The sequence below is a fragment of the Rothia amarae genome (assembly GCF_042677725.1).
In the GTDB taxonomy this organism is placed as follows: domain Bacteria; phylum Actinomycetota; class Actinomycetes; order Actinomycetales; family Micrococcaceae; genus Rothia; species Rothia amarae.
The window spans coordinates 204,212-228,699 of sequence record NZ_JBHUCN010000015.1; the positions used below are offsets into that span (position 1 = coordinate 204,212).

24 protein-coding genes are annotated in these 24,488 nt (G+C 52.2%); 14 read left to right on the top strand and 10 right to left on the bottom strand.

Annotated elements, in window-relative coordinates:
* Positions 1 to 199 precede the first annotated feature (199 nt).
* Both ACFR81_RS10655 and ACFR81_RS10660 read right to left on the bottom strand, forming a co-directional pair.
* Positions 200 to 835 carry a potassium channel family protein gene (locus ACFR81_RS10655; protein WP_068170748.1) on the bottom strand — a complete coding sequence of 212 codons (636 nt, stop codon included), beginning with the start codon at positions 833 to 835 and terminating at the stop codon, positions 200 to 202.
* Between the two features lie 25 nt (positions 836 to 860).
* Complete coding sequence (locus tag ACFR81_RS10660) at positions 861 to 2,279, bottom strand: TrkH family potassium uptake protein (RefSeq protein WP_377148938.1); 1,419 nt, start codon at positions 2,277 to 2,279, stop codon at positions 861 to 863.
* 134 nt (positions 2,280 to 2,413) lie between these two features.
* Between ACFR81_RS10660 and ACFR81_RS10665 the strand changes: the two genes are divergently transcribed.
* From ACFR81_RS10665 to ccsB, 10 genes are all read left to right on the top strand, one after another.
* Positions 2,414 to 3,622, top strand: coding sequence for an acetoin utilization protein AcuC (locus ACFR81_RS10665; protein WP_343876439.1), 1,209 nt, complete (start codon positions 2,414 to 2,416; stop codon positions 3,620 to 3,622).
* A 160-nt stretch (positions 3,623 to 3,782) separates the two neighbouring features.
* Positions 3,783 to 4,772, top strand: a complete 990-nt coding sequence (locus tag ACFR81_RS10670; protein ID WP_343876458.1) for a metalloregulator ArsR/SmtB family transcription factor — start codon at positions 3,783 to 3,785, stop codon at positions 4,770 to 4,772.
* 39 nt (positions 4,773 to 4,811) lie between these two features.
* The gene (locus ACFR81_RS10675; protein ID WP_343876441.1) at positions 4,812 to 6,542 is read left to right on the top strand and encodes a FadR/GntR family transcriptional regulator; all 1,731 of its coding nucleotides are present in this window, start codon (positions 4,812 to 4,814) and stop codon (positions 6,540 to 6,542) included.
* 249 nt (positions 6,543 to 6,791) lie between these two features.
* Positions 6,792 to 6,890: a 30S ribosomal protein bS22 gene (locus tag ACFR81_RS10680; RefSeq protein WP_005504750.1), complete on the top strand. Its 99-nt coding sequence runs from the start codon at positions 6,792 to 6,794 to the stop codon at positions 6,888 to 6,890.
* 78 nt (positions 6,891 to 6,968) lie between these two features.
* The gene (locus ACFR81_RS10685; protein ID WP_068170679.1) at positions 6,969 to 7,238 is read left to right on the top strand and encodes a glutaredoxin family protein; all 270 of its coding nucleotides are present in this window, start codon (positions 6,969 to 6,971) and stop codon (positions 7,236 to 7,238) included.
* Between the two features lie 76 nt (positions 7,239 to 7,314).
* Entirely contained in the window at positions 7,315 to 7,995 is a 681-nt protein-coding gene (locus tag ACFR81_RS10690; RefSeq protein ID WP_190617932.1) for a histidine phosphatase family protein, read from the top strand.
* 42 nt (positions 7,996 to 8,037) lie between these two features.
* Positions 8,038 to 8,664: a TlpA family protein disulfide reductase gene (locus ACFR81_RS10695; RefSeq protein ID WP_343876442.1), complete on the top strand. Its 627-nt coding sequence runs from the start codon at positions 8,038 to 8,040 to the stop codon at positions 8,662 to 8,664.
* Positions 8,657 to 9,403 (top strand): cytochrome c biogenesis CcdA family protein, encoded by a 747-nt coding sequence (locus ACFR81_RS10700; protein ID WP_068170685.1) that lies wholly within the window; start codon positions 8,657 to 8,659, stop codon positions 9,401 to 9,403. The genes ACFR81_RS10695 and ACFR81_RS10700 overlap by 8 nt, the downstream gene beginning before the upstream one ends.
* A gap of 15 nt (positions 9,404 to 9,418) precedes the next feature.
* The gene (resB, locus tag ACFR81_RS10705; protein ID WP_068170688.1) at positions 9,419 to 11,023 is read left to right on the top strand and encodes a cytochrome c biogenesis protein ResB; all 1,605 of its coding nucleotides are present in this window, start codon (positions 9,419 to 9,421) and stop codon (positions 11,021 to 11,023) included.
* A 67-nt stretch (positions 11,024 to 11,090) separates the two neighbouring features.
* Positions 11,091 to 12,167 (top strand): c-type cytochrome biogenesis protein CcsB, encoded by a 1,077-nt coding sequence (gene ccsB, locus ACFR81_RS10710; protein ID WP_068170752.1) that lies wholly within the window; start codon positions 11,091 to 11,093, stop codon positions 12,165 to 12,167.
* Positions 12,168 to 12,252: 85 nt separating this feature from the next.
* On the opposite strand, the gene ACFR81_RS10715 is transcribed toward ccsB, so the two are convergent.
* Positions 12,253 to 12,672 carry a PLD nuclease N-terminal domain-containing protein gene (locus ACFR81_RS10715; RefSeq protein WP_343876443.1) on the bottom strand — a complete coding sequence of 140 codons (420 nt, stop codon included), beginning with the start codon at positions 12,670 to 12,672 and terminating at the stop codon, positions 12,253 to 12,255.
* 147 nt (positions 12,673 to 12,819) lie between these two features.
* On the opposite strand from ACFR81_RS10715, the gene ACFR81_RS10720 reads away from it, so the two are divergent.
* Positions 12,820 to 13,113, top strand: coding sequence for a DUF4229 domain-containing protein (locus ACFR81_RS10720; RefSeq protein ID WP_068170691.1), 294 nt, complete (start codon positions 12,820 to 12,822; stop codon positions 13,111 to 13,113).
* Positions 13,114 to 13,214: 101 nt separating this feature from the next.
* Here the strand turns inward: ACFR81_RS10720 and ACFR81_RS10725 are convergent, their stop codons facing one another.
* The 6 genes from ACFR81_RS10725 to gluQRS form a co-directional block, all read right to left on the bottom strand.
* The gene (locus ACFR81_RS10725; RefSeq protein ID WP_343876444.1) at positions 13,215 to 14,132 is read right to left on the bottom strand and encodes a 1,4-dihydroxy-2-naphthoate polyprenyltransferase; all 918 of its coding nucleotides are present in this window, start codon (positions 14,130 to 14,132) and stop codon (positions 13,215 to 13,217) included.
* A 101-nt stretch (positions 14,133 to 14,233) separates the two neighbouring features.
* Entirely contained in the window at positions 14,234 to 15,430 is a 1,197-nt protein-coding gene (locus ACFR81_RS10730; RefSeq protein WP_343876445.1) for an AMP-binding protein, read from the bottom strand.
* Between the two features lie 290 nt (positions 15,431 to 15,720).
* Positions 15,721 to 16,674, bottom strand: a complete 954-nt coding sequence (locus tag ACFR81_RS10735; RefSeq protein ID WP_343876446.1) for a 1,4-dihydroxy-2-naphthoyl-CoA synthase — start codon at positions 16,672 to 16,674, stop codon at positions 15,721 to 15,723.
* Positions 16,675 to 16,688: 14 nt separating this feature from the next.
* Positions 16,689 to 18,179, bottom strand: coding sequence for a sodium/proline symporter PutP (gene putP, locus ACFR81_RS10740; protein ID WP_343876447.1), 1,491 nt, complete (start codon positions 18,177 to 18,179; stop codon positions 16,689 to 16,691).
* 134 nt (positions 18,180 to 18,313) lie between these two features.
* Positions 18,314 to 19,297, bottom strand: coding sequence for an EamA family transporter (locus ACFR81_RS10745; RefSeq protein ID WP_343876448.1), 984 nt, complete (start codon positions 19,295 to 19,297; stop codon positions 18,314 to 18,316).
* Positions 19,290 to 20,279, bottom strand: a complete 990-nt coding sequence (gene gluQRS, locus ACFR81_RS10750; protein ID WP_377148952.1) for a tRNA glutamyl-Q(34) synthetase GluQRS — start codon at positions 20,277 to 20,279, stop codon at positions 19,290 to 19,292. Before gluQRS ends, ACFR81_RS10745 begins: the two co-directional genes overlap by 8 nt.
* A gap of 123 nt (positions 20,280 to 20,402) precedes the next feature.
* Between gluQRS and ACFR81_RS10755 the strand changes: the two genes are divergently transcribed.
* Positions 20,403 to 21,317, top strand: a complete 915-nt coding sequence (locus ACFR81_RS10755; protein ID WP_068170709.1) for an MBL fold metallo-hydrolase — start codon at positions 20,403 to 20,405, stop codon at positions 21,315 to 21,317.
* 90 nt (positions 21,318 to 21,407) lie between these two features.
* Here the strand turns inward: ACFR81_RS10755 and ACFR81_RS10760 are convergent, their stop codons facing one another.
* The gene (locus ACFR81_RS10760) at positions 21,408 to 22,445 is read right to left on the bottom strand and encodes a phosphatase PAP2 family protein (RefSeq protein WP_343876450.1); all 1,038 of its coding nucleotides are present in this window, start codon (positions 22,443 to 22,445) and stop codon (positions 21,408 to 21,410) included.
* A gap of 138 nt (positions 22,446 to 22,583) precedes the next feature.
* On the opposite strand from ACFR81_RS10760, the gene ACFR81_RS10765 reads away from it, so the two are divergent.
* Positions 22,584 to 23,633 (top strand): o-succinylbenzoate synthase, encoded by a 1,050-nt coding sequence (locus tag ACFR81_RS10765; protein WP_238398020.1) that lies wholly within the window; start codon positions 22,584 to 22,586, stop codon positions 23,631 to 23,633.
* Positions 23,634 to 24,191: 558 nt separating this feature from the next.
* Positions 24,192 to 24,347, top strand: coding sequence for a hypothetical protein (locus ACFR81_RS10770; RefSeq protein WP_343876451.1), 156 nt, complete (start codon positions 24,192 to 24,194; stop codon positions 24,345 to 24,347).
* Positions 24,348 to 24,488 lie beyond the last annotated feature (141 nt).

Below are 24,488 nucleotides of genomic sequence, written 5' to 3' on the forward strand. Positions count from 1 at the left end.
TGAACGGGTTCGCAATCCGTTCAGTAATCACTCGCACCTTTAGAGGTGACTCCATCATAAGCACCTTGAGGGCATATTGCCAATACAAAAACAGAAAATATTTGACGTTTTTTTAACAAAAATGATAGTTATGTAGATTTTCTACGGAGAAGTAGGTTGTGACTAGGTGGTTTAAACCCGTAGAAAAAACCAAAGAATTTTAGGGGCGATCAGCAAAACGTTCTAGTAAATCCACCTGGCCGGAGACAATCAACAAATCCCGGCTGGAAACTTTGGTACTCGGTGTTGCGTACGTAAAATCATCGCCGGGAGTCTTCACTCCAACGATAGTGACGCCGTACTTACTGCGCACATCGGATTCTGCCAAAGTGAATCCTTGAGTCTCCTTGGGCGGGCGCATTTTGACGATCGCGAAGTCATCATCAAACTCGATGTAGTCTAAAAGACGCCCTGAGACCAGGTGCGCCGCGCGTCGTCCTGCATCTGCTTCGGGGAATATGACGTTGTGCGCCCCAATACGGGAGAGAATCTTGCCGTGGGACGGTGTGATTGCTTTAGCCCAGATTCGCTCAATTCCTAGGTCAACCAGGTTTGCTGTAATGAGAACCGATGCTTCCACCGAAGTTCCAACCCCCACGACGGCAGCGGTGAAGTCTGTTGCTCCCAGTTGGCGCAGGGCGTCGATATCCGTAGCATCGGCTTCGACCACGTGGGTGAGCAAACCTGACCATTTCTGAACGAGAACGGGATCTTTTTCTACCGCCAGAACCTCTTTGTTCTGCCGTTTGAGTTGGGCTGCTGTAGCGGCACCGAAGCGGCCTAACCCAATGACCATAACGGGCACGTTGTTTTTGTTGCGATCAGCCAATGATGGGCCTTTCTTCTGGGTATTTGTAGAGACGGCGACGCGAACGTAGCGCAAGGCCGGTCGCTACTGTAATGATGCCGATACGTCCGACGAACATAAGGGCAGTTAAGACATAGATACAGGATGGCGGAAGGGATGCTGAGAGTCCCACGGAGAGGCCACAGGTAGCGTAGGCGGAGATGACCTCAAAGAGCACCCGGTCCAGGCTCTCGCCGGTGATGAAGACGATGGCGGCGGTGCCGAGAAAAACGATGATCGCGCTCATCATGATGACCGAGATAGCGATGCGCAGAACCGAATCGGGAATTGTTCTATTGAAAGCGACGACGAACTGGTCGCCTCGTGCTTCGGCGATGACCGCAAGGATAACTACGGTGATGGTGGTAATTTTGACGCCGCCGGCGGTAGACGCTGAACCGCCGCCAATGAACATGAGCACATCGGTAATCAGAAGCGTGATGGGGTTAGCATCGTTCATATCTACCAGGTTGAAGCCGCCAGAGCGTGTCATTATCGAGGCAAAGAACGAGTTCAACAGCTTGTCTCCCATGCCTAAAGAACCGATAGTTTTGGCATTAGACCATTCGAAGAAGCCCCATAAAACCGCGCCCAATACGAGAAGGGTGACTGTGCCAATCATCGTGAGTTTGGTGGTGAGGTTCCAGCGGTTGAATCGGAAGGGATTCTGCTGGATGACCAGAATAACGGGAAAGCCCAGCGAGCCAATGAAAACGCCGATGCACAGAGGTAACAGCAACCATAAATCATGTCCATAGGGGACTAGACCATCGCTGTGCGGGGTAAAGCCGGCGTTATTGAAAGCAGAAACGGAATAAAAAATTCCATGCCAGATGCTTTGGAAAACTGACTCGCCTAACAGCATGAAACGCGGAATGAGAACCAGGGCAATGACCGCTTCAAAAGTAATAGAAGTGACCGCGACCGTTTTCAGCACCGAACCCAGCTCGCCGAGTTTACCGATATTCATTGCTTCCTGGGCAATCAGCTTGGAACGTAATCCGAGTTTTCTGCCGACTGCCATGGCGAGCAGTGACGTCATGGTCAACGTACCGAGTCCGCCAATTTGGAAGGCGAGAAGGATCATAAGTTGGCCGAAAAATGACCATTGAAGGGCAGTCGAGACCGTGGTCAATCCAGTCACGGTCACGGCAGAGGTCGCTGTGAACAGGGCATGGTGGAATGCGACTGCGTGGCCGTCGTTAGAGGAAAGCGGCAACATGAGCATCACGGTGAAGAAAATAATGACGATGCCGAAGGCGAAAATTGCCATGCGAGAGGGCGAGCTGCCCACGGTGCGGTCGATCAGGTCACGGATACCAGTTAAGAATTGAAAAAAACGATCTCTACCTTCTGTGGCATCAAATTCGCTCTCTAAGCGGTTTGAGCTCAATTTCGCCTCCTTTCCTAGCGGTTTTGGCGTTATTTAGCTTAGTCTGCCTCGTCAAAAAGTGGCATAGGCGCTCAGAAAGAGTAGGGTGTGTTTAGTATTAACTGTGAGCAACATTACTAGTAAGAGGTTGGGTTATGAGCTTCACTAATCGATGCCACCCTGTGCCCACGGGCATCATTTGGGGCTCCAGCATGGGCGAATACTTTTTCGGTGACTACCACCCCATGCATCCCAGTCGTCTGGACGCTACCGCTCGCCTGGCTTCAGACCTAGGTATTTTTGATCTTCCTCAAGTGAATGTCGAAGAGCCTGAAGTTGCCGGGGACTCGGTTCTCTGCCTTGCCCACGACCAGAAATATATTGATGAAGTAAAAGCTGTCAGTGCTAACCCTCAACTCACCATTGAAGACTGTGGGTTGGGAACCGAGGATACTCCGGGATATGCGGGCATCCACGAGGCTAGTGCGCGTTTGGCTGGTGGCAGTTATCAAGCCGCAGAAATGATTTTGAATGGCTCTGCAGTTCATGCGGTGAATTTCGGCGGAGGGATGCACCATGCTGCCCGCAACCGTGCCAGCGGGTTTTGTATCTATAACGATTGTGCGGTGGCTATCCAGCACCTACTCGATCAGGGGGTTAAGCGCGTGGCGTACATCGACGTCGACGCCCACCACGGCGATGGCACGCAGAGCATCTTTTGGGATAACCCCAACGTGATGACCATATCCATGCACGAAACGGGAATGAAACTGTTTCCCGGCACTGGGTTCTGCAACGAGTCAGGCCCCGAAGGAATCGCCAGCGGCACTTCAATCAACGTGGCGATGCCAGAGAACGCAAGCGATTCCGACTGGATTCGCGCCTTCGACGCGGTAATCCCTGCGATATTGCGAGCCTTTCAGCCAGAAGTTATCGTCAGCCAGCACGGGTGCGATTCCCACTTCAGCGATGATATGTCCCATTTGGGAATTAGCATCGAATGCCAGCGGGAAATAGCAGGGTATGTGTCTGTCTTGGCGGACGAGCTCTGTGAAAGTAGATGGATCGCCACCGGCGGGGGAGGGTATTCGATTTATGATGCGGTTCCTCGGGCATGGACCCACCTGATGGCAACCGCTGCAGGCTCCCCGCTGGGTGTTCAACTGCATACCCCCACATCGTGGCAAGAATACATGTTGGAAAAGTACGGAACTCGTGCCCCTACTGTGATGGGTGATTTTACGGATTTGTGGTGGAGTTCGTGGGAAATCGGTTTCAACCCGGCAGATGAAACGGATCGAACGGTCATGGCAACGCGTAAGGAGGTCTTCCCCCACTGGGGCCTTGATCCCTGGTATGACTAAACGCATTAAGGCACTGTGTACATATAATCCCAGCGGAATAAAGCCAAGTGGAGTTGAAGTCTAAAACAATTCTGAGAGCTCTCCTAAAACTTTAAGGAGAATTCGAAACTTCGCAGTGTCTATGCATTCGCCGTCGGGTATATATGTAATTATTGTGCTTATGATTGATGACGTTTTTGCAGTTATCGCAGATCCGACTCGTCGCCAAATTCTGCGCACCTTGTCTTCCGGGCAGCGTGCAGTAGGTGATTTGGTGGATGAGCTGGAAGTCAGTCAGCCCACAGTCTCAAAGCACCTGAAAGTTCTTCGAACCGCCGGTTTAGTTGAGACTCAAGCAGCCGGTCAGAAGCGCTACTATTCACTGACCCCAGCACCACTTGCAAAAGTTTCGCTGTGGATAGAGAGCCTTTCTTCCGCTGATGAGCAGACCAACGCTTCCCCCGAATCTGTTGAACAGATCCCCGAATCCCCCTTGCCCGTCGCTCAGACTGCTTCTGTAGAAAAAACTGCAGAAGACACTGGTACGGACTTAGCTGAAGATTCAGAACCTACCGCTGAAGCCGAGGTGCCTGAGAATCGCGAAGAGCCACAGCAAGCCGAACCTTCAGAGCGATCTCAATTCGACATGGGTGCAGAAGGGGGACCGTATGTGTCTCATCAGCCCAGACACTCCAGCGCTGCTATTAGCTTCTCCCCGCTCAAACCTTTTGTGCCGCAACCTTTCACTCCTTTGAAGCCTTCAGAGAAGACTTCGCAGGAAGCTCTGCCAGGGAAAACCGTGTCAGAAGAGGTGCCCAAGTCTTCCCAATCTGCTGAGCCTGGTGTTCACCCAGAACCAGAAGCAGAGACGCCGCGAGAAACAAATCTGTCCCTTACCCCGCAGGAAGACACCGCTGGGATGGAGCAAAAAGACAGCGAACTCGAAGAAGTTGAAGCACCTGCAGCTTCTGCCCTCGATGCGGATGAGCACGGCTCAGACGGCTTAGAGGAAGAGCCACACGTTGCTGAATCTTCACCAGAATCGTCGCCGCATATTCAGGAGCTACCCGGTTTGCCGACTGCCGCTGAGCAGGATAGCTCCCGCCGCGAGGAAGAACATCGAGGATTGTTCGCTACGCTCTCTCGCTGGGGACGACGTCGTTCTCGCTAATACCCACCCTCTTTTCTGGAAAGACTATAGAAGCCGTTCATGTCTGTAAACCGAAAAATTCTTACCTGGCTTGAAACTGAATTGTTTGAGGGTCGCCTTGAACTAGGGCAAAATTTGCCCGATGATCGCAAACTAGCCAACATTATCCATGCCAGCCATTCCAGTACTCGTGAAGCGCTAAAACAGCTGGAAATTATGGGTATTTTGCGACTCTACGAGGGTAAGCGCAAGACCATCATCGCTCGTCTGGTGAGTGAGCCCTTTGTCTCGGCCGCACCGGCTTTGCGCCTACATATGTCGAGCTCTCGTCATCCTATGCGCGATATTGTGCAAACTCGTATCCTGCTGGAATCGTGGGCTGTGCGCCATGCTATTCCTAGTAGCCCCGTGTTGGAGGAGCTTGAAAGCATTCTCACAAGCATGCAACGAGAGGGCATTTTGCCCCAAGAATTTCACCAGTACGAAGTTGACTTTCATATCGCTCTCACCAAGCTTTCAGGCAATCAGCTTCTGGCTGGTCTGATGACCTCAATGCGCGAACCCATCTACGAATATTTGCTGTCGATTATGGGCAAAGTTCCGCTGTGGAGCGCTACTGCTATTCGTCTGCGAGCTGAACACCAGGCTATTTTGGCTGCGTTGCAGGCTGGCGATGTAGAAATGGCTAGCCAGCTGGTTATTTCGACTATAGAGCGCCAGTATTCTGAAGCGGGCATAGACTTGGACGAGGCAACCGAGGTGGTCAACGATCTTCCCGGCACCCGCGCGTCCATAGCCCCTGTGGAGGTAGAGCAGGACGACCTGATTCCTCAGGATTGGGAAGTTCCCGTGGCATCCTCGCTTATTGAGGCATTAGAGAATATTGGGGCTCCCGCTCATGCAAGTGATCGCCAGGCCTACGAGCACCGATCTTCTTTAGTCGATTCAGCCCCCAGAAGTGCTGAAAATGAGGAATCAGAAGATAGCGAGACCGCTCAAGATGCCGAATCAGCCAAGACCTCAGAATCCGCTGAAATGATTACTCATCAGCGATCCACCACGTCGGCAAATTTCATTGCAGTTGCAGACCAGAAGTCTTCGGCAGGTTCCTCTCGCCGGCGTCGCGGCGTGGTGAGTTCTGCGGTTCATGCGACCGTCATTAAACCTATTAATCGTTCTCAGCCTGCCGTTTCAACTCCCTCCGAGCCTGAATCCGCAGAGGCACGCGAATTAGCGGAGCAAGAGCGTTTACAACGAATAGCGCAACTAAGTGAAGAAGGGAATGTAGCAGCTTCTTCGCCAGAAGAGCCTCAGATTGAGTCAGTTGCGGCTCAGGAGGTGGAGCCCGAGGAACCGGCTCTTGAAGCTGAGACCCCTACTCCTAAAAAACCGCGCCGTCTCCGGGGCTGGTTAGGGCTGGGCAAGAATTCCAACGCCAGCACTTCTGCGCAGGAGAAAGAAAACTCGCAAGAAGAAAATACCTCTGAAGAGCTCAACACTCCCGTCGAGGAAGAACCTCCTGCAGGTTCTTCTACAGACGTTTCCCCTGAATATTCAGCAGAGGAAACTGTCTCAGAGGATTTTTCCGCAGAACGAGAAGATTTCCCGGAGCCAGTGCAACCTCAAGCTCCTGAGGGGTACGTCTTTGCTAATGAAGATCACCTCGCACCAGAAATTATCGACGAAACCCCCAGAGATCCGAAGACCAAGAAAGTCAAAGAGCAGGCAAGTCTCTCGGATTCTTTTACGATTAATAAAAAGAGCCAGAAGAAAAAGAAGCGGAAACGCTAGCGATGGGATGACCTGCCGGTTTCGCCCAGAACGAGAAAATCCTCTCATTTCGTAGCAGAATGCGGAAAATTCAAAGATTGCTTGTACGCTATACAGAGAGCGTTTTTCAACCGTTTAGGCACTGTTGTGCCTATTTTGGTTTTTATGAAGCGTTTATACCGGTATAAACCGCAACCCGGCTTAGCTAACGCTTTACTCGCCCTAGCGGGCAAAGTGGCTGGGTGTTAATTGTTAAGTGAGGTGAATCCAATGGGTTCAGTTATCAAGAAGCGCCGCAAGCGTATGTCCAAGAAGAAGCACCGTAAGCTTCTCCGTAAGACCCGCCACCAGCGTCGCAACAAGAAGTAAATTCTTGTCAGCTTTTCGAGCCCCGCATTCTTTCGTGGAATGCGGGGCTCGAATACTTAACCCTCTAAACTGGAGGGTATGAATTCTCAGCAAATACCTCAGGTATCGCTTTTAACCAGACCGGGTTGCCACCTTTGTGACGATGCACGGGAAGTAGTTGACAGGGTCACCTCCGAGCTAGGGCTGGGCTTTGAGGAGATCAACGTGGATGAGTATCCTGAGCTCAAAGCTGCTCATGATACGGAAATACCTGTGGTGCGCGTCAACGGCGTGCCCAAAGATTTTTGGCAGATCAATGCCCGTCGGCTCACAAAAATTCTGCGTACTGAGCTGGAACGCGCAGCCTAAACACAAGTAAGTTTGATTCAGATAAACTTGCGTTCTTGGCTGGGCACGCTCGCCACAATTTGAGAGACTGGTCAGTATGAGTTCTTCACACGTCAAAGTACACGTTATGCGCCACGGCGAAGTAGAGAATCCTGAGCGGATTGTCTACGGTCGTTTGCCTGAATACCATCTCTCCGCACTGGGACAGAAGATGGTGCGAATGAGTGCTGAGGAATTCAAACGTATGTCGGATGAGGGCGCTAATATCGTATATTTGGCGATGTCACCGCTCACCCGTACTCGTGAGTCTGCCGCTCCAATTACTGAGCTGTTGGGACTAGAAGGACATCCGGACGAGCGTGTGATTGAGGCAGATAACCATTTTGAGGGTTTGCACGTGAATCGTGAGGAGATCTTGAAGAACCCCCGCCATTGGCCTCATCTTCTGAATCCGCTGCGCCCATCCTGGGGGGAGCCTTTTACTCATCAAGCTCACCGGATGGCAGAGGCAATAAAGGACGCCGGCGCTCAGGCGCTCGCTAGAGGTGGGAGCGGAGCCGAAGCTATCGTGGTGTCGCATCAGCTTCCTATTTGGATGGCACGAAGATCAGCAGAGGGCAAGTTCCTGCCCCATGACCCCCGTACTCGCCAGTGTAATTTGGCATCTATCACCACCTTCGAATTCGATGACTTGTGGTCACCTCAACGCCCTAAAATCAGTTATAAAGAACCGGCTGCGCCCCTGTACTCAGGTGTTATCCAGCTACCCGGGTCATAATTAAGTTTTGTCCTGTGCCCTTTATCTACTGTGAGAGTGTTTATGCCTGCGTTTTCAAGTCCAGATCGTGAGCTACACGGATTTTCCCGCAAGCAAGCCTTATCGCTCGCCGGAGTTGCTACTGCTCTGCTTTTGACTGGTTGCTCTTCATCGAATGATTCGCTGGCTAGCCAGGCAGACGCTGGAGATTCTAAAGGCTATATTGCTGGGGACGGCTCGGTCACTGAATATTCTGAGGAAGAGCGTAGCCAGCCCGTTTCTTTCACGGGCACTCTCTATGATGGTTCGACCATTACCGCCGAAGAGTTGCGCGGTAAGCCTGCGTTACTGAATTTCTGGTACGCCGGCTGCGCCCCGTGTCGATCCGAGGCACCTCATCTCGTTGAACTTCATGAGAAATTTGGAAATAAGGTGCAGTTCTACGGCGTTAACGTCCGCGATGAGAGGGGCACCGCCGAAGCCTTTGAAAACAATTTCAAGATTAAATACAAGAGCTTTAAAGATGCCGATGGCAAGGTACTCTACAATCTTTCGAAGTTTGTGCCCGCTCAAGCAGTACCTACCACGCTCATTTTGGACGCCCAGGGTCGTGTGGCCGCTCGCATTCTAGGTGAAATTGATTCATCTATCCTGAAGACCCTTCTGGAAGATCAGGCGAAGAGTGTTTAATTTTGGTCAAGTAGTGACCGATGGGTCGCTGTGGCTATCGGTTCCCTTGGCGGCACTGGCGGGGCTTGTTTCTTTTGCCTCGCCCTGCGTCCTGCCTCTTGTGCCCGGTTATCTTGGTTATGTATCGGGTCTAAGCGGTAGCGATGCGCGGCATCCCACTCGCCGTACCATCCTTGGCATAGCTCTGTTCATCCTTGGATTTTCCACTATTTTCGTGCTCATGAGCGTGGTGCTGGCTCAGTTAGGGGCGGCTCCCTGGTTACGGGGGCAGTCTTGGGTTCAGGTAATACTTGGTCTTTTGGTTATTCTGATGGGCCTTGTATTTATGGGTAAGGTGTCCTGGTTCCAGCGTGACCTAAAGATTGAGCGCAAACCTCCGGCTGGTCTATGGGGAGCGCCGATTCTTGGCATGACGTTTGGTTTGGGTTGGGCGCCGTGTATCGGACCGACCTTTGCAGCGGTTCAAACCCTGGTGTACATCGACGGTTCCAATAGCGTGAAAGCAATTTTGCTGACTCTTGCTTACTGCATGGGGCTTGGCATTCCGTTCATGTTAGTGGCGCTAGGCATCACCCGGGGCGTTTCGACCTTTGGCTGGGCTAAACGCCACCACAGACTTCTGCAACAAGTGGGCGGGTTCGTGCTTATTGTCATCGGTATCATGATGGCAACCGGAGCCTGGACTGCCCTTATTTCGTGGGTTCAAGCAACCCTTCCGACCTACACCCTTCCAATCTAGTAAGAGAGCTTATCGATGGCGAAGAAAGAGACGACGGCGACTGCGCTTGGGCCCATGGGTATGTTGCGCTGGGCTTGGACTCAGCTCACCAAGATGAACACTGCGTTGTTCTTGCTGTTGATGCTGGCTGTAGCGGCTGTGCCCGGTTCTATTTTCCCTCAGCGTATTCAAGATCCCACCAAGGTGAGCGATTATATTGAGACGCATCCTACGTGGGGTCCTATCGCCGATAAAATTCAGCTCTTCGATGTCTTTAGTTCTGTATGGTTCGCCGCAATCTACATTCTGCTTTTCATCTCTTTAATTGGTTGTGTGATTCCTCGAGCGAATCAGCATTATAAAGCTCTTCGGAAGAAGCCTGCAAAGACTCCCAAGAATTTCGATCGCTTGCCGGTTCACCGCACTCTCACCATTCCTTCATCAGCTGGAGTGGAGGATCTCTCATCTGAACAGGCGATTACCGATGCTACAGCGGTTCTGAAAAAGCGTCATTACCGGGTGGATGTGCAAAGCATAGATGGCGTTTACTCGGTTAGCGCTGAGCGCGGCTATATCCGTGAAATTGGAAATATCATTTTTCACGTGGCGATGATTGGCGTGCTCATCGGAGTCGCTGTAGGTTCATTGTTTGGGTACCGAGGACAAAAGATTTTGGTGGAGGGGGACACCTTTGTCAACTCACTGATTAGCTTTGACTCGTTTACACCAGGTACTAACTACAATCCTGACTGGCTAGATCCTTACACTGTCACTTTGAATAAGTTCGACGTGGAATACGATCGCCAGCAAGGCTCTCACACCTATGGCGATGATTTGGACTACACCGCCGATCTCTCCTTCCAGGAGACAGACGGAACGACCGACCAGGCAACGCTGAAGGTCAACGATCCGGTGAATGTCAACGGCACGAATCTTTATCTTTCCGGTAATGGTTACGCTCCCATCATTAAGGTGGAAAACTCAGACGGTTCAGTTGCCTATGAAGGTCCCGTGGTTGGTCTGACCTCTGATGGAAAATATACTTCTTCAATTGTGCTCAAAGTCCCCGATGCAAAGAACGGGCAACTTGGGTTTGTTGGAATGTTCTTGCCCACTGGTGAGCGGGATGCGACAACTAACATCCCTCGTTCTATCGATTCCGAAGCCTTGAACCCCATGCTGGTTCTGCAGTCTTACACTGGCGATTTGGGGCTCGACAGCGGCCGACCGCAAAATGTCTATGTGCTCGATACCAATACGCTCAAACCGCTCAACACGATGGCTACAGGTAACGGTATTGTGCTGGACGCCGCAAACAACACCGTAGATTTGCCCGAGGGGCACGGCAAAGTTACTTTTGAAGGTTACAAGCGGTACGTTGGATTAGACGTGCACTACGACCCTGGTAAGAAAATCGTATTGTGGTCCTTTATCGTGGCATTCTGCGGTCTGATTATTTCCCTCTTCGTTCCCCGACGTCGTGTCTGGGTTCGCGCACAATCCGCAGGTTCAGATCTCCTAGTCGAATATGGTTTGCTCGCACGCGGCGAAGACCCACGTCTGGCAGACGAAGCAGATAAACTAACCGATATCTTTGCGGCCCGCTGGGGTCTAGAATTTAGTGAAGCTGACGACGCTTAGCTAGAAAAGCTGTTCGGAGGAACAAACATTGCTTAATCAAACCCTCGCCCAATGGAGCGAGCTGTTCATGTTTTTGGCGGCGGTGACCTACATGGTTGCCTTCATCGCCTTCGCGTGGGACGTTGCGGCGCATTCGCGCACTACCCAACGCCTGGAATCGCAAAACGTTGAGAAGAAGACTCCTGCCCGTAAAGCTCAGCTAGTCGGTGCTGGAGTGGGTTCAACTGCAAAATCCGGCACTCGAAGTGCCAACAAAAATGAGGGCAGGCTCGTCAGCAACGAGCAGGGTACTGGTGCTCGCGGTCTGGGGTTCAATAAGTCTGCGGCAGAAATGCTAGAGGGCGAAGTTGCCGACTCGTCCATGATGTGGGGTAGCGGTACCCAGAAGCGTACTGCTGCGCGCATTGCGGTTGCTGTGATGATTCTGGGCGCTGTGATTCACCTGGCGGGTGTTCTGTCTCGTGCCTTCGCAGCAGGTCGTGTTCCCTGGGGAAACATGTATGAGTTCTGCACTACCGGTGCTCTTGTGGTGTCGGTGGTTTTCCTCATCTCGTTGATTTTCCGTGATCTTAGGTTCGTCGGTGTCTTGGTTTCAGGTTTGGCACTGACCATGATGACGGCGGCGACCATCGGCTTCCCCACCCCTGTGGGTCATCTCAAGCCCGCTCTGCAGTCTTACTGGTTGGTTATTCACGTTTCGATTGCGGTTTTAGCATCAGGCATTTTTACTATTACTTTTGCCATGGCAGTTTTGCAGCTCATCCAGACCCGCCGAGAACGTGACATCATCTCAGGCAAGGGGTCCAAGCTGAACTTCATGCGCTTGGTTCCTTCCTCTCAGGCACTGGAAAACTTTGCCTTCCGCCTGAACGCTGTGGGCTTTGTGATGTGGACCTTCACTCTCGCCGCCGGCGCTATTTGGGCAGAGAAAGCGTGGGGACGCTACTGGGGCTGGGATACTAAGGAAGTCTGGACGTTCGTCATTTGGGTTGTTTATGCCGCCTACCTGCACGCTCGTGCAACGCGCGGTTGGGCCGGCCCTCGATCGGCGTGGCTTTCTATCGCAGGCTACCTGTGCATCGTTTTCAACTTTACGATTGTGAACGTTTTCTTCTCGGGGTTGCACAGCTACTCGGGTCTCTAAAATTTCGTAGCTAAATATGGCAAAAGCGCGAGTTTTCAAAATAATATTTTTGAAAACTCGCGCTTTTTTTACCTATAAAAGGAATTTAGAGGGAGGGAGGGTTCTCACCCTCTTCGTTCCTGTTGTGCCGTTGCTGGCGCATCTTGCGTAATTCTTCATCGAGCTGGGCGTTCAGTTCCGCTTCCCGTTCTTCTTCTCGACGGCGGGATTCGGCCTCCCGCTTGGCCCGCGCATCCAAGAATTTGAGGTATTCGGCGTCATCGTCTGGAGCTTGACGGGGCTGAGGTGTCACCGGCCCGAAGCTCGTTGAGGGCCTGCGCTGTTTACCCAAGAAAAGCCAGAGCAGGGCTCCTATGACTGGGAAAATGATGATGAGCAGTATCCAAGCAGGTTTGAGAACTCCGCGAACTTGGGAGCGGTCGGTGCGCCCACAATCAATGAGCGCATAAATAATGAGCGCCACTAAGAGTGCTCCGCCACCGATAATCATCATTGCTCGAATCATGTCTAAATTCTTTCATGCCAGCACCCATTTGTGCCCTAATTTCTCGCTCAGCAATGGCTTGCACCGGGAGCGGGGTCAGCGTGGTTTTCGCAGAAAGCTACTGGGAAGCACGTTATTTCTCGACCCAAAGTTCGCTAGACTGGTCTGGTGAACTTTCTCAAGTATTCTTTGCTTCGTTTCGGTCTGATGATCGTTGTCTTTCTTCTGTGCATGTGGCTCAACGTGGGCTTGATTCTTTCGGGAGTCTTTGCCATACTCATTGCCTTCGCCGTCTCCTATTTGGCGTTTCCCAAGTTGCACGTCGCCGCTGGTCAAGATATGCAGAGATGGTTTTCTAAGCGTCGCAAGGACACCCCTCAGAAAAAAGCGGTCGCAGAAGATACTGAGATTGAAGATGAATACGCTGAACAGAAACGCCGCGAAGAAGGAATCGACTTCTAAGATTCTGTTCAGATATAGCAAAAGAGCATTCCAGATGGAATGCTCTTTAGTGTTTAAGCAGGGAAATGCAGTGCGAACTCCTCGCCCCAGACATCCAAGTGTTAGTAGCCGAGGAAAGGCACTGACTCGGGAGTAAAGATGTCAAAGGTGCCTAGATATGCAGCTACAGCAACCAACAGAGAATATGCCATAGCAACCAGCCCCGCCTGTTTGAGAACGGGGATCAGTGCTTTACCGTTGCTGCCAGAAAGCATCACAAAGCACGAATGCAGGATGGGACCCAGCAAGATGAATACCAGCAGATACCAGGGATTTGCTGGCACAAGGAGGGCGGTGAGGAAAAGCCCCAGAAGCATCTCGATGGCGTAGACGCGACGGGACCACGTATCACCCAACCGTACTGCCATCGTCAATTTACCGACTTCTCGGTCGGTGGGAATATCACGCACGTTATTTGCCATGAGCAGGGCGCAGGAGAAAAGGCCCAGAGCGAGGGCAAAGACCCAGCCTTCGAGTGTGAGGTGAGCAGTCTGAGTGAAGAGAGTCCCCAGGGTAGCTACCAGACCAAAATAGATGAAGACGAAGATGTCACCCAACCCCATGTATCCGTAGGGGTGCTTGCCGCCGGTATAACCCCAAGCCGCGAAAACAGAAGAAGCGCCGATGGCTAGGAACCACCATTGCTGGGCAAGAACGACCAGCCCTAGACCGGCAAGCATTGCCAAACCAAAGCAGAGAAAAGCAGCTGCTTTAACATGAGATGGTTTTGCCACGCCAGAGCCCACGAGGCGGAGCGGGCCTACTCGAACTTCGTCGGTACCCTTTACCCCATCGGAATAATCGTTGGCGTAATTGACGCCCACCTGCAGAAAAAAAGCCACCAAAAAAGCTAGGAATGCGCGGAAAGGTTTGAACTCGCCCCAGGAATATGCCGCTGCGGAGCCTGCGATAATGGGAGCAATCGCAAGGGGGAGCGTGCGTAGGCGCGCTCCTTCAATCCATTGAGCGGGTGTAGCCACAGAACTCTTCTTTCTACGAACCAAAAACTTGAGCAAGCAAACTTTATTCTCTCACACGGGCCGCAGGCTTCCTCGACTGCCCCGGTGTGAGGAGTAGAGCACTACTTCCCTGCGGCAACGGCAAGCAGTGCGGCAAGCTTTTTACGGTCGGGCTTGCCGGTAGAGAGCTGAGGGAAAGTATCTAGCGCTTCAAGGTGCTTAGGGCGCTGGGCAGGATCTAGCTGTTCAATGAGAGCGGATATTTCGCCGTCAAACGAACTTGTTTTCTCGCGCACGTTGACTGCTGCAACCACAGCGGATCCCCATTTAGCATCGGGGATGCCGCACACGAATGCTTCGCGAACCAGGGGATGTTTTTCGAGCTGTTGCACTATGGGGGCGGGAGAGACCTTTACCCCACCGGTGATGATGATATCGTCTGATCTACCTTCTACTCGCAGCTGACCGCGAGAGAAGGCGCCGACGTCGTCGGTGCGGTACCAGGGCAGCCCGGCTGAATCGAAGAAGAAATGTTTTTGAGTTCTGTGCGGGTCGTTCAGGTAGCCGCTACCCACCATATCTCCACCGAGCCAGATGCGCCCCGCTGTACCCTCGTTTGTTTCTTCTATCCGAATAGAGACGCCGGGGAGGGGCTTGCCGTTGTAAACGCAGCCTCCTGAGGTCTCCGCCGAACCGTAAGTGGTGTACACCTTCAGGTTCTTTTCTTCAGCCTGTTGCAGTAACGCTGCGGACGCGGATGCTCCTCCGAGGAGGATCCCGTCGAAAGACTGAAGAGCTTCTAAGACGGCATGTTGGGTTTCGGCGGCTTCCAGTAGTGTATGAAGCTGAGTAGGCACAAAGGAAAGCATCCGTGGGCCACCACTCATCTTTTCTGCCGCTGAAAGAAAAGACTGCGGGGTGAAATGTTCCCCGCGTGTGATGGAAGAAGTGACGACCGGCGTCGTACCTCCTAGGACTGAGCGGGCAAGCACTTGGGCACCTGCCACATAATGCACCGGGAGCGCCAACATCCATTGCGCATGCTGCGTTCCACAAAATTCTTCGGTAGCTCTGCCTGAGGCGGTGAGGGCACGGGAGGAAAGTACCGTCTTCTTGGGCACCCCTGTTGAGCCGGAGGTAGCGACGACGAGCGCAGCGTCCTCGCTGGGGTGAGCAAGCAACTTCTCAAAGGTGCGGAGCATTCCTGAGATGTCAGAAGGAATATTTTGCCCCACCGTTATCGCGTGCCGGTGGAGGCCAGCTGGGGCAGAAAAGGGCTGAAGATTCTGCGGGTCAAAAATGGGGTGCTCTAAAGTCATGATGCTTCAACTTTATCCTGAAGATAACGAGAAAAAAGAAGTTCTAGTTCCTGGTAGATGACTCTTCGTACGATACTTCGGGCATGCTGCACAGCGAGAGGCAAACTGGCTGGGTCTGGCATGAATCGCATTTGTGAGCGTCAGCGAACCATGCGAGAAGGAATGTTTGCCGACGCTGTGCAGAATGGCAGAGACGGGGCGGCCGTCAGTAATTCTTTTTAAATAAGGTCTTCTGCGACAAAAAGGGCAACCGAATAATCTCGGTTGCCCTTCTTTGTATCAGAGAGGTTTTAGAAGTAGTAGGGGTACTGTTCCCACTGCGGATTACGCTTCTGTAAGAAAGCATCGCGACCTTCTACCGCTTCATCGGTCATGTAAGCCATACGCGTGGCTTCGCCAGCGAAGACCTGCTGACCTACCATGCCGTCGTCTGGCAGGTTGAAGGCGAATTTCAGCATGCGGATGGCCTGCGGTGACTGGCGTGCGATGTGAGCTGCGTATTCCAGCCCTTTCTTTTCAAGGTCCGCATGGGCAACGACCTCGTTGACCGCTCCCATCTCATACATGCGCTGAGCATCGTATTCTTTGGCTAAGAAGAATATTTCTCGGGCAAACTTCTGTCCCACCTGGCGTGCAAGTAAAGCTGAACCGTAACCGGCGTCGAAAGAACCTACGGTGGCGTCAGTCTGTTTGAACTTACCAAATTCGGCAGAAGCAATAGTGAGGTCAGCAACCACGTGGAGCGAATGCCCGCCTCCTGCTGCCCACCCTGAAACGAGTGCGATTACCACCTTAGGCATGGTGCGAATGAGTCGCTGAACTTCTAGGATGTGGAGACGACCAGCGCGTGCTGGGTCAATCGTCTCCGCGGTCTCACCTTCAGCGTAGTGGTAGCCATCGCGACCGCGAATTCGCTGATCGCCGCCGGAGCAAAATGCCCAACCACCGTCTTTCGCGGACGGCCCGTTGCCGGTGAGGAGAACCGTGCCCACACTGGAGGTCATGCGGGCATGATCAAGTGCGCGGTACAGCTCATCTACGGTGCCGGGGCGGAAAGCATTTCGTACTTCGGGGCGGTCAAAGGCGATACGAACGGCTGGCAAATCGCGCAGAATTTCGCCCGATTCGTTGCGTTCTACTTGGCGGTGGTAGGTGATGTCTTGAAAGTCTTCAAAACCTTCCACCACGCGCCACTGGTTGGGGTCGAAAATGTCAGAAACTTTTTCGGGAAGCTCAATAGTCATAGCGACAATTCTACCTACCGAGTTTTTACGGCGTGGACGGCGGCGTCGAACTCCGCTTCAATCTCGGCATTGGGTTTATAGGTCACCAAGGAAACCACGATGGAAAGAATGAAGTTCACGATAAAACCGGGAACGATTTCATACATGGTGGAGTGAAGGGATTCGATATTGCCCCAGATGAAGACGGTGAGAGTTCCAGCTACCAGACCAACGATCGCGCCCCAGTTGGTGAGCTTCTTCCAGTAGAGGGAGAGCAAAACGATGGGACCAAAAGCCGCACCAAAACCTGCCCAAGCGAAAGAAACGAGTTCGAGGATGGAGCTTTCGGGGTCGCTTGCCAGAAGTGCAGCAATGAAAGCAATAACCAGTACGCCGATACGTCCGAGCCATAGCCCCTGGGTATCACTAAGTTTTTTCGAGCTGAAGGCCCCATAGATGTCTTCTGCCAATGCTGAGGAGCAGACGACCAGTTGGGAGGAGAGGGTGGACATGATTGCTGCTAGCACCGCTGCCAGAATGAAGCCCGAGATGAAGGGGTGCAAGAGTAGTTGGGAGAGATCAAGGAAGACCGATTCAGCGTTCTTAGTATCGGTCAGCGTTGCGTCGGGGTGACGGGCGAAGAAAGCAATGCCGATGAGACCTGCTGAGCAAGCACCAACGACCGTCAGCACCATCCAGCTGATGCCAATGCGACGGGCGGTATTGGCGTCGGATACGGAGCGGAGCGCCATAAAGCGGGTAATGATGTGAGGCTGACCGAAATATCCCAAGCCCCATGCGGCGGTGGAAATAATGCCTAGGAAGGTGGTTCCTGTAAACAGGGAGAGAGCGTTGGGGTTGACTTCGCGGATAGTATCTACGGCACCAGTGGGGCCGCCTACATAGAACAGCGCCATGATGGGCAGAATGATAAGAGCCGCCAACATGAGAAGTCCCTGCACCATATCGGTGTAAGAAGCTCCGAGGAATCCGCCGAAAACGGTGTAGAGCAAGGTGACGCCCGCGATGAGCAACATACCCCAGATGTAAGGAAGACCGAACGTTGACTGGAAAAAGACGCCGCCGGCTACCATGCCCGAGGAGGCGTAGAAGGTGAAGAAAACCAGGGTAATCAGTGACGTGAGGATACGCAGAATCTTGGTGTTATCCCGTAGGCGGTTGTGAAAGAAGACGGGAACGGTAGACGAGTTGTGGGAGATTTCCGTGTAGCTACGCAAACGGGGTGCCACAATTTTCCAGTTGGTCCATGCGCCGATGGTCAGGCCAATTGCCATCCATCCTTCGGCTAAACCGGTGATGTAGAGCGCACCGGGCAAACCCATGAGGAGCCAGCCGGACATATCTGCGGCACCGGCTGAAAGCGCTGCGGTAGTGGGGGAGAGCGAACGCCCGCCCAGAATGTAGTCGTCGAGATTATTATTCTTGGTCTTAGCCCAGAGGCCAATGGCAATCATTGCCAGGAAGTAGATAGCGAGAGCGGCTATCTGAAAAGCTTGGTCGCTCAAAAGAACCCCTTATAGCGATATAGCGGAAGGAAGTGTGATGTTCATAATAATAGCTGTTGAGCTAAGTTACAATCAAAATTCTGATGAACGGCTCGAAAACTATTTGCATAAGAATAACTTATGCAAACAGTTAACTACTTCTTGATGTCAGGGGGAGAGATTTGAGGAAACTGCCCCGTTTTAGTGGAGACGATGGCATCTAGCATCGCAGTGTTCGTATTGAGTTTGATTGCAGACCGGTTGGTTTGCCAGACCAGGACGGCGCCTGAGACAGCAATGAGCAAAATACCCAGGTAAGACCAGAGCGGCAAGACTTCTCCGAGAAGAATCAGCCCAATCAGCGCACCGTTGACCGGATCTAGGCTAAAGAGCACTCCAATGACTGCCGCTGACGTGAGGCGACCGGCAAGCGCATCGGCTGAGTAAGCAAAGGCAATGCCTAAAAGTCCCCCGGCAAATACTCGCATCCAGGCGTCGGTGTCTAAATGCGGAATGGCAGGTATGGAAAAAGGGGCAAAAATAAGGGACGCGCAGCAGATGGAGAGCGTGAGACCTTTGAGCCCTGCAACGGCGGGGGAACCATTGCCCATGCGTGCAGAGAGAAGGGTGTAGCCTGCCATGGACACTGCGCTGAGCGCTGCATAGAGATAGCCCACGGCATGTGATAGCTCAAAAGTGGGTCCGGCAATAAGAATGACTCCTACCAGGGCGCCGATGGAGAGCAAGCCATCGCGTAATCGTCGAACACCCAAGAGGGATACTCCGAAGGCACCCAGATATTCAATGGTGACGACAATTCCCAGCGGCAGATATTTAATAGCCTGAAAGTAGCCGGTGGTCATCAGACAGACAACTACCGAGTAAATCAGTACCTGGGGCCAGTCCGTTTTTTTGAGCGCTAGAGGGTTGGGGCGTACCAGCAATGCAAGGATGAGGGCTGCAGCTCCCATGCGTAATCCAGCAACGGACAGGGGAGAAAAATCGGTGTAAAGGTGGGACAGCAATGCGGTGGAGCTTTGAATGGCTAAAGATCCCAGAACTACTAGGATAAATGCCGCAGTACCTCGATGATGAGCCGGGATGGTCTGTGCGAAACTCGCAATGCTGAACTTAGTCACCTATAGTTACTCCTTTCAAAATTTCATCCTGAACAGTCCAGGGGGTATTGCTGGGCTGTGAATCTTGATAGACATCGAGCATTTCTGCCGCCGATGAGGGAAAACGCGCTGTGCCGTCGCTTTCGATGGTTTTTAGGGGAAATGAAGCAGCAATCAGTGCGAGAACTTCAGCATCTTTTACTCCCCGGTCTCGTATCTCAGCAAGGGTGACCGCTCCATCACGTTTAGCGAGCCGGTCCCCTTTTCCATTCAGAGCCAAAGGCACATGACGGTACCTGGGGGCAGGAAAACCTAGGAGATTAGCCAAGTATGCTTGGCGCGGCGTAGAAGACAAAAGGTCGTCTCCGCGAACTATCTGGGTAACACCTTGATATCGGTCATCAAGTACTGAAGCCAGATTGTACGCTGCCGTCCCATCATTTCTCAGCAATACAAAATCATCGACGTCCGAAGTAAATTCACCGGCGATATCATCCACCACAGTAAATTCGCGCATCTGCGCTCTCAAACGTATCGCACCGGGGCGGTCTTGACGACGCCGCGAACGCTCGTCCTCACTGAGATTACGGCAGGTGCCAGGATACGCCCCGGGCGCCGCATGAGGAGCACTGGTTGCCGACTGAATTTCTTTGCGCGTGCAAAAACACTCGTAGGTAAGCCCTTGAGCGGTTAGCTCCTCAACCACCTGTTGATAAGCAGCAATGCGAGTGCTTTGGTACAGCACCTCGCCGTCCCAATCAATTCCCAACGCCTGCAAATCTGCTAGCTGACGCTCGGCGGCTCCCTTTTTCACCCGATCTAAATCTTCCACCCGCATGACGAACTTTCCCTCTGAACTGCGAGCCTCTAGCCACGCCCACAACGCCGTGCGCAAATTACCCAGGTGTAAATCCCCCGAAGGCGAGGGAGCATAGCGACCAACGACCGGCGCATCGGAGGGAAACTGGGGGGCAACACTGGAAGAAATAATCACTCTTTCCATGGTAGGGGATGGCGGCAAAAACGTCAGATGAACGGCGAAAATACGGTGTGAAACGTAACGCAACACTCTCTCAATACTTGAAATATAGGGTGGAATGGCTGAACTTCCAGTACCTTTATATATATGGCACGAACAATCGAAATTTCAGACGGCGTCTATCTGATTAGTACGGATAACTATCGTTTGAATACTGGGCTTATTGTGGGCGCAGACAAAGCTATGGTCGTAGACACCGGCGCCGGTCCTAGACAGGGCGCTGAAGTTCTACGCGCCGTTCGTCGAATTACCGAGCTTCCTCTGACTGTAGTTACTACTCACGCTCACTTTGACCGCTTTATGGGTCATGCTGTCTTTGAAGCAGACGGCACCACCGAATTCTGGGCACACCCTCGTGCCGCTCGAGCTATTGAGCTTTATGGCGATCAGCAACGTTCGTATGTGGAAGTTCTTGAACCTGAGATGGCTCATGCTCAAGGTCCTAACACCCACCTCGTCATTCCGCACCGTTTTCTTCCGGGAGACGGCACCCGCGCGTCGTTTACTCGCGTTGAGCTGGGGGAGCGGGCAGTGACCTTGTTCTACCTCGGTCTTGCTCACACAGACTCTGATGTATTGGTGGGAGTCGACGATGTTCTATTCTGCGGTGATTTAGTGGAACAGGGTTCCGATCCCGCATTTGATGATTCTTACCCCGAATCATGGGTCTCTACTTTGCACGATTTGGCAGGTCTTGATCGCTATCGTGTTTTTGTACCGGGTCATGGTGTGCCGGTAGAGCGTAGTTTCATTACCCGCATGGCAGATACGATGCAAGAAGCCATTGATATTATTAAAGCCTCCACTCGTACAGGAAACGTCAAACCAGCAACTGCTGCCATGTACAAACTGCCCTACACCGGTGGCTCTACCCGTATTCTTCTAGACCGCTTGGAATGGCTGGAAAAACAGGAGAAAGAAGGGCAAGGGCTCTCCACTGCACAATTCGATGAGGCACCTACGGGCCTTACCGGGCCAATTACTATTGGGCGCGCGCTCTAAAATATAAAACAGGTATATACAGGAAGCGGTAGATAGCGTTGAGTTATCTACCGCTTCCTGTTTTTAATAATCTGAAACTTTGATGTTCTTCTAGTAGGTCCAAATTTTGGTGTAGGCGGAACGCTGTTTGTTGCGCGCTCGCAGGAGACCGATTTGGAGCGAGGTTGTGAAGGCGAGAATTGCGAGAATCATGCAGATGGCTGCCATCAGCGCGCCTCCGGGGATGGGGTCATAGAAGGTGACTAAGTAAAGGGCTAAGGAGCAGAATCCCAGGAAGAAGCCGCTAATGCTCAGAAGCGGAATCAAGATGAGTCCTGTGCGCTGCGTATTGCTGAGATCGAGTTCTTCAGATCGTAGAAAGCGTAGGATTGTCAGCCCAATAACTGTCCAGATGGAAGTCAGAATGATGGCTGTTATGACGTCGGCTGGGCGGTGCCATCCGTTGATGATGGTGGAAAAACCCGCGGCGAAAGAGATGACTGCTCCGAGGAGCGCGACGGCGGGGCGCAACTTCTTGGGAGAGGCGATAAAGAGAGCTGCTGCGGCTGCTGCAGCAAAAGTAGTGTGCCCTGAAGGTGCCGAGTTGAGCGCTGCTTCTTGGATTCCAAAATTTGGTTTAGAAATAACAAGGTTTTTGAGGACCTGTGCCGAAATGTTCGCGCAGAGGGCAACGCCTAGACCAACGAGTGCAGGTACAAAGCGGTGTTTCCACAGGAGAACAAAGATAATTCCTACCACTGCCAGCACCCCGGCGATCGCTGGAATCAAATCAAGTAATTGCAGGGTCTGGTTTTGTAAGCCTAGGAACTGGTATGAGAATTCGTTGAAAGAAATCTCATCGAGCTGCTGACCGACGGGTATTTGGATGTAGAAACCGACTGCCACCAGCAACATGAAACTGAGCAAGAAGATAGCAAAAATATGTTGCATGAGAGCCCAGAAAGTGGGGCGGGTTCTGCGAATGTTCTTAGGGGAGAGCTGACCTAGGGGGGAGGGGCGTTCCTCGTTTTCAGGTTCCACTACTGAAACCGGAGCATGGGTACTGTTCTCGATAGTTGTACTCTTCCAGGCGTTTGCCGGTGATGTGGAGAGCTGATTGTTCGGCTGTTCGCCGGTTCGATGAATCATGGAACGTCTGAACTGCCTTTCTATCTCGAGCGCAACATTGAAACACGAATTCCTCTGCACAGATATTTTGGCAGAAAGTCTTGTGCGTTTGCTGAGAGAAATCAGTGTAACCACAGATTTTCTGAGTTTTTGAGGGAGATGAGTACATTGGAAGCTATGAAGACTTCAATTCCTCCCTTCTTCGATGGTCAACAGCTTCCTTCCCTTCAAGAGGTCCTGGAGAACGTGAGAATTTGCTCGATACCTATGAACGTCAAGTTCCGTGGCGTTCAGGTGAGAGAAACGGCTCTTTTTCACGGGCCTGCCGGGTGGGGAGAATTTGCTCCCTTCCTCGAATACTCTGTTGAAGAATCTGCGGCGTGGCTCGCGAGCGCTGTGGAGAGTGCCTGGCTGGGTTTTCCAGAGGCCGTCCGAACGGAAATTCCTCTCAATTCAACCGTCCCAGCAGTCGAGGCCGCACAGGTTCCTGACATTTTGGGGCGCTATAAGGGCGAGATTCGTGAGGTGAAAGTTAAAGTCGCGGAAACGGGGCAGAGTCTGCAGGACGACGTCGCGAGGCTGCGCGCAGTGGCTCAACACCTGCCAGCCGCCCGTCTGAAGGTGGACGCCAACGGAGGGTGGAGCGAAGATCAGGCAGTAACTGCTTTGAGCGCTATGGAGGAATTTGACCTCCTCTACGCGGAGCAGCCGGTCGAATCTGTTCAGGGGTTGGCTCGGGTGCGAGAACGGTTACATGAGAAGAAAATATTTGTACCCATCGCCGCCGATGAATCTGTCCGCAAGGCTGAGGACCCCTTGGAGGTGGCCCGTTTGGGGGCAGCTGACGTCATTATTATCAAAGCGGCTCCTTTAGGTGGGGTTCGCCGGGCGCTTGCGGTAGTAGAGCGATCAGGCTTACCTGCGGTTGTTTCCTCGGCTTTAGAGAGCTCGGTGGGGATTCGGACGGGCGCGGCATTGGCGGCGTCTTTACCAGAACTGCCCTTTGGGTGCGGCCTGGGCACGGTGACGTTGATGACTCAGGATACAGTGGAGCACTCGTTGGTTGCGGAGAACGGTGTATTGAAAGTGCGCCCGGTGGTTCCCGATGAAAAACTTCTGCAAATTTTGGCGGTTTCCGCTGAAAAGAATGAATGGTGGCGGCAGAGAATTACTGACTGTTACCGCTATTTAGTGGATAGCCAGAATTGAGGCGAGATTTACCACCTATTCATCCGTGTTCTACTTCCTGGTTAACCGGCGCGTGCAGAGTAAGTGTTGTCAAGGTCTTGGGCCTATACGGTGAACCACGAAGGAAATAAAAGTGCAATTTTCAAAATATTTTTTCAAGAAAACCGCGAACTCCTGGCAGCGCGTAATCCGTCAGATGTTTCTTACTCCGTCGCTTAGTCCTCAAGAGCGTTGGGATTGCTATTACGAGTACCGCTGAGGTTCGGACGGGCAGTGAGAAACCTATCATGCCCAATTAGACCCAGCTTATTTGTATATATAAATAATTTGATTACATTTTGGGGATTGGATTAGGGGTCGAATCGCAAAATTGGTCTGCAATTTGTTGGGTTTGTCCCCTAAAATTTCTTTGCAAGGTAAGAATAAAAATAGCCTTGTCCCCTACTTGTGGGACGAGTTTTCTTAAGATAAGTTACTCTTGAATCACAGCAAAAGAGCTTTACTTGTAAAGTTTATATAAATCCGTTTTTATCCCCTTGCCGCTCCCCGGCGGCATCCCCCACATGAACAGAGGTTATGATGTTCTTCCTACAATCAGCAGCTAAGGCAAGCAAAGTTCAGACTGTTTCTGACAAGGTCGTCAAAAACTTCAAGCAGATTTTCTTGACCCCCGATCTCACCGCTGAAGAGCGTTGGGACATGTACTACGACTACTCTGCTGTTACCGGTAAATAGTCCCCTCATCACTTCTTCAAAGTAGTCACTCCACCACTTGAGAAGCGGATTTGTTGGAGCCCCCGAGCGTTTGAACTGCTCCCCATTAGTTGGACTGAGAAATCAGTTTCTAACTAGTGGGGAGTATTTTTTTGAGAGCAC

Bases quoted from the DNA above. Each gene is read 5' to 3' on its own strand.
- ACFR81_RS10655 (WP_068170748.1), bottom strand. From the start codon at position 835: ATGGTCATTGGGTTAGGCCGCTTCGGTGCCGCTACAGCAGCCCAACTC.
- ACFR81_RS10665 (WP_343876439.1), top strand. From the start codon at position 2,414: ATGAGCTTCACTAATCGATGCCACCCTGTGCCCACGGGCATCATTTGG.
- ACFR81_RS10670 (WP_343876458.1), top strand. From the start codon at position 3,783: ATGATTGATGACGTTTTTGCAGTTATCGCAGATCCGACTCGTCGCCAA.
- ACFR81_RS10675 (WP_343876441.1), top strand. From the start codon at position 4,812: ATGTCTGTAAACCGAAAAATTCTTACCTGGCTTGAAACTGAATTGTTT.
- ACFR81_RS10680 (WP_005504750.1), top strand. From the start codon at position 6,792: ATGGGTTCAGTTATCAAGAAGCGCCGCAAGCGTATGTCCAAGAAGAAG.
- ACFR81_RS10685 (WP_068170679.1), top strand. From the start codon at position 6,969: ATGAATTCTCAGCAAATACCTCAGGTATCGCTTTTAACCAGACCGGGT.
- ACFR81_RS10690 (WP_190617932.1), top strand. From the start codon at position 7,315: ATGAGTTCTTCACACGTCAAAGTACACGTTATGCGCCACGGCGAAGTA.
- ACFR81_RS10695 (WP_343876442.1), top strand. From the start codon at position 8,038: ATGCCTGCGTTTTCAAGTCCAGATCGTGAGCTACACGGATTTTCCCGC.
- resB (WP_068170688.1), top strand. From the start codon at position 9,419: ATGGCGAAGAAAGAGACGACGGCGACTGCGCTTGGGCCCATGGGTATG.
- ccsB (WP_068170752.1), top strand. From the start codon at position 11,091: ATGTTTTTGGCGGCGGTGACCTACATGGTTGCCTTCATCGCCTTCGCG.
- ACFR81_RS10715 (WP_343876443.1), bottom strand. From the start codon at position 12,672: ATGATTCGAGCAATGATGATTATCGGTGGCGGAGCACTCTTAGTGGCG.
- ACFR81_RS10730 (WP_343876445.1), bottom strand. From the start codon at position 15,430: ATGACTTTAGAGCACCCCATTTTTGACCCGCAGAATCTTCAGCCCTTT.
- ACFR81_RS10735 (WP_343876446.1), bottom strand. From the start codon at position 16,674: ATGACTATTGAGCTTCCCGAAAAAGTTTCTGACATTTTCGACCCCAAC.
- gluQRS (WP_377148952.1), bottom strand. From the start codon at position 20,279: ATGGAAAGAGTGATTATTTCTTCCAGTGTTGCCCCCCAGTTTCCCTCC.
- ACFR81_RS10755 (WP_068170709.1), top strand. From the start codon at position 20,403: ATGGCACGAACAATCGAAATTTCAGACGGCGTCTATCTGATTAGTACG.
- ACFR81_RS10760 (WP_343876450.1), bottom strand. From the start codon at position 22,445: ATGATTCATCGAACCGGCGAACAGCCGAACAATCAGCTCTCCACATCA.
- ACFR81_RS10765 (WP_238398020.1), top strand. From the start codon at position 22,584: ATGAGTACATTGGAAGCTATGAAGACTTCAATTCCTCCCTTCTTCGAT.
- ACFR81_RS10770 (WP_343876451.1), top strand. From the start codon at position 24,192: ATGTTCTTCCTACAATCAGCAGCTAAGGCAAGCAAAGTTCAGACTGTT.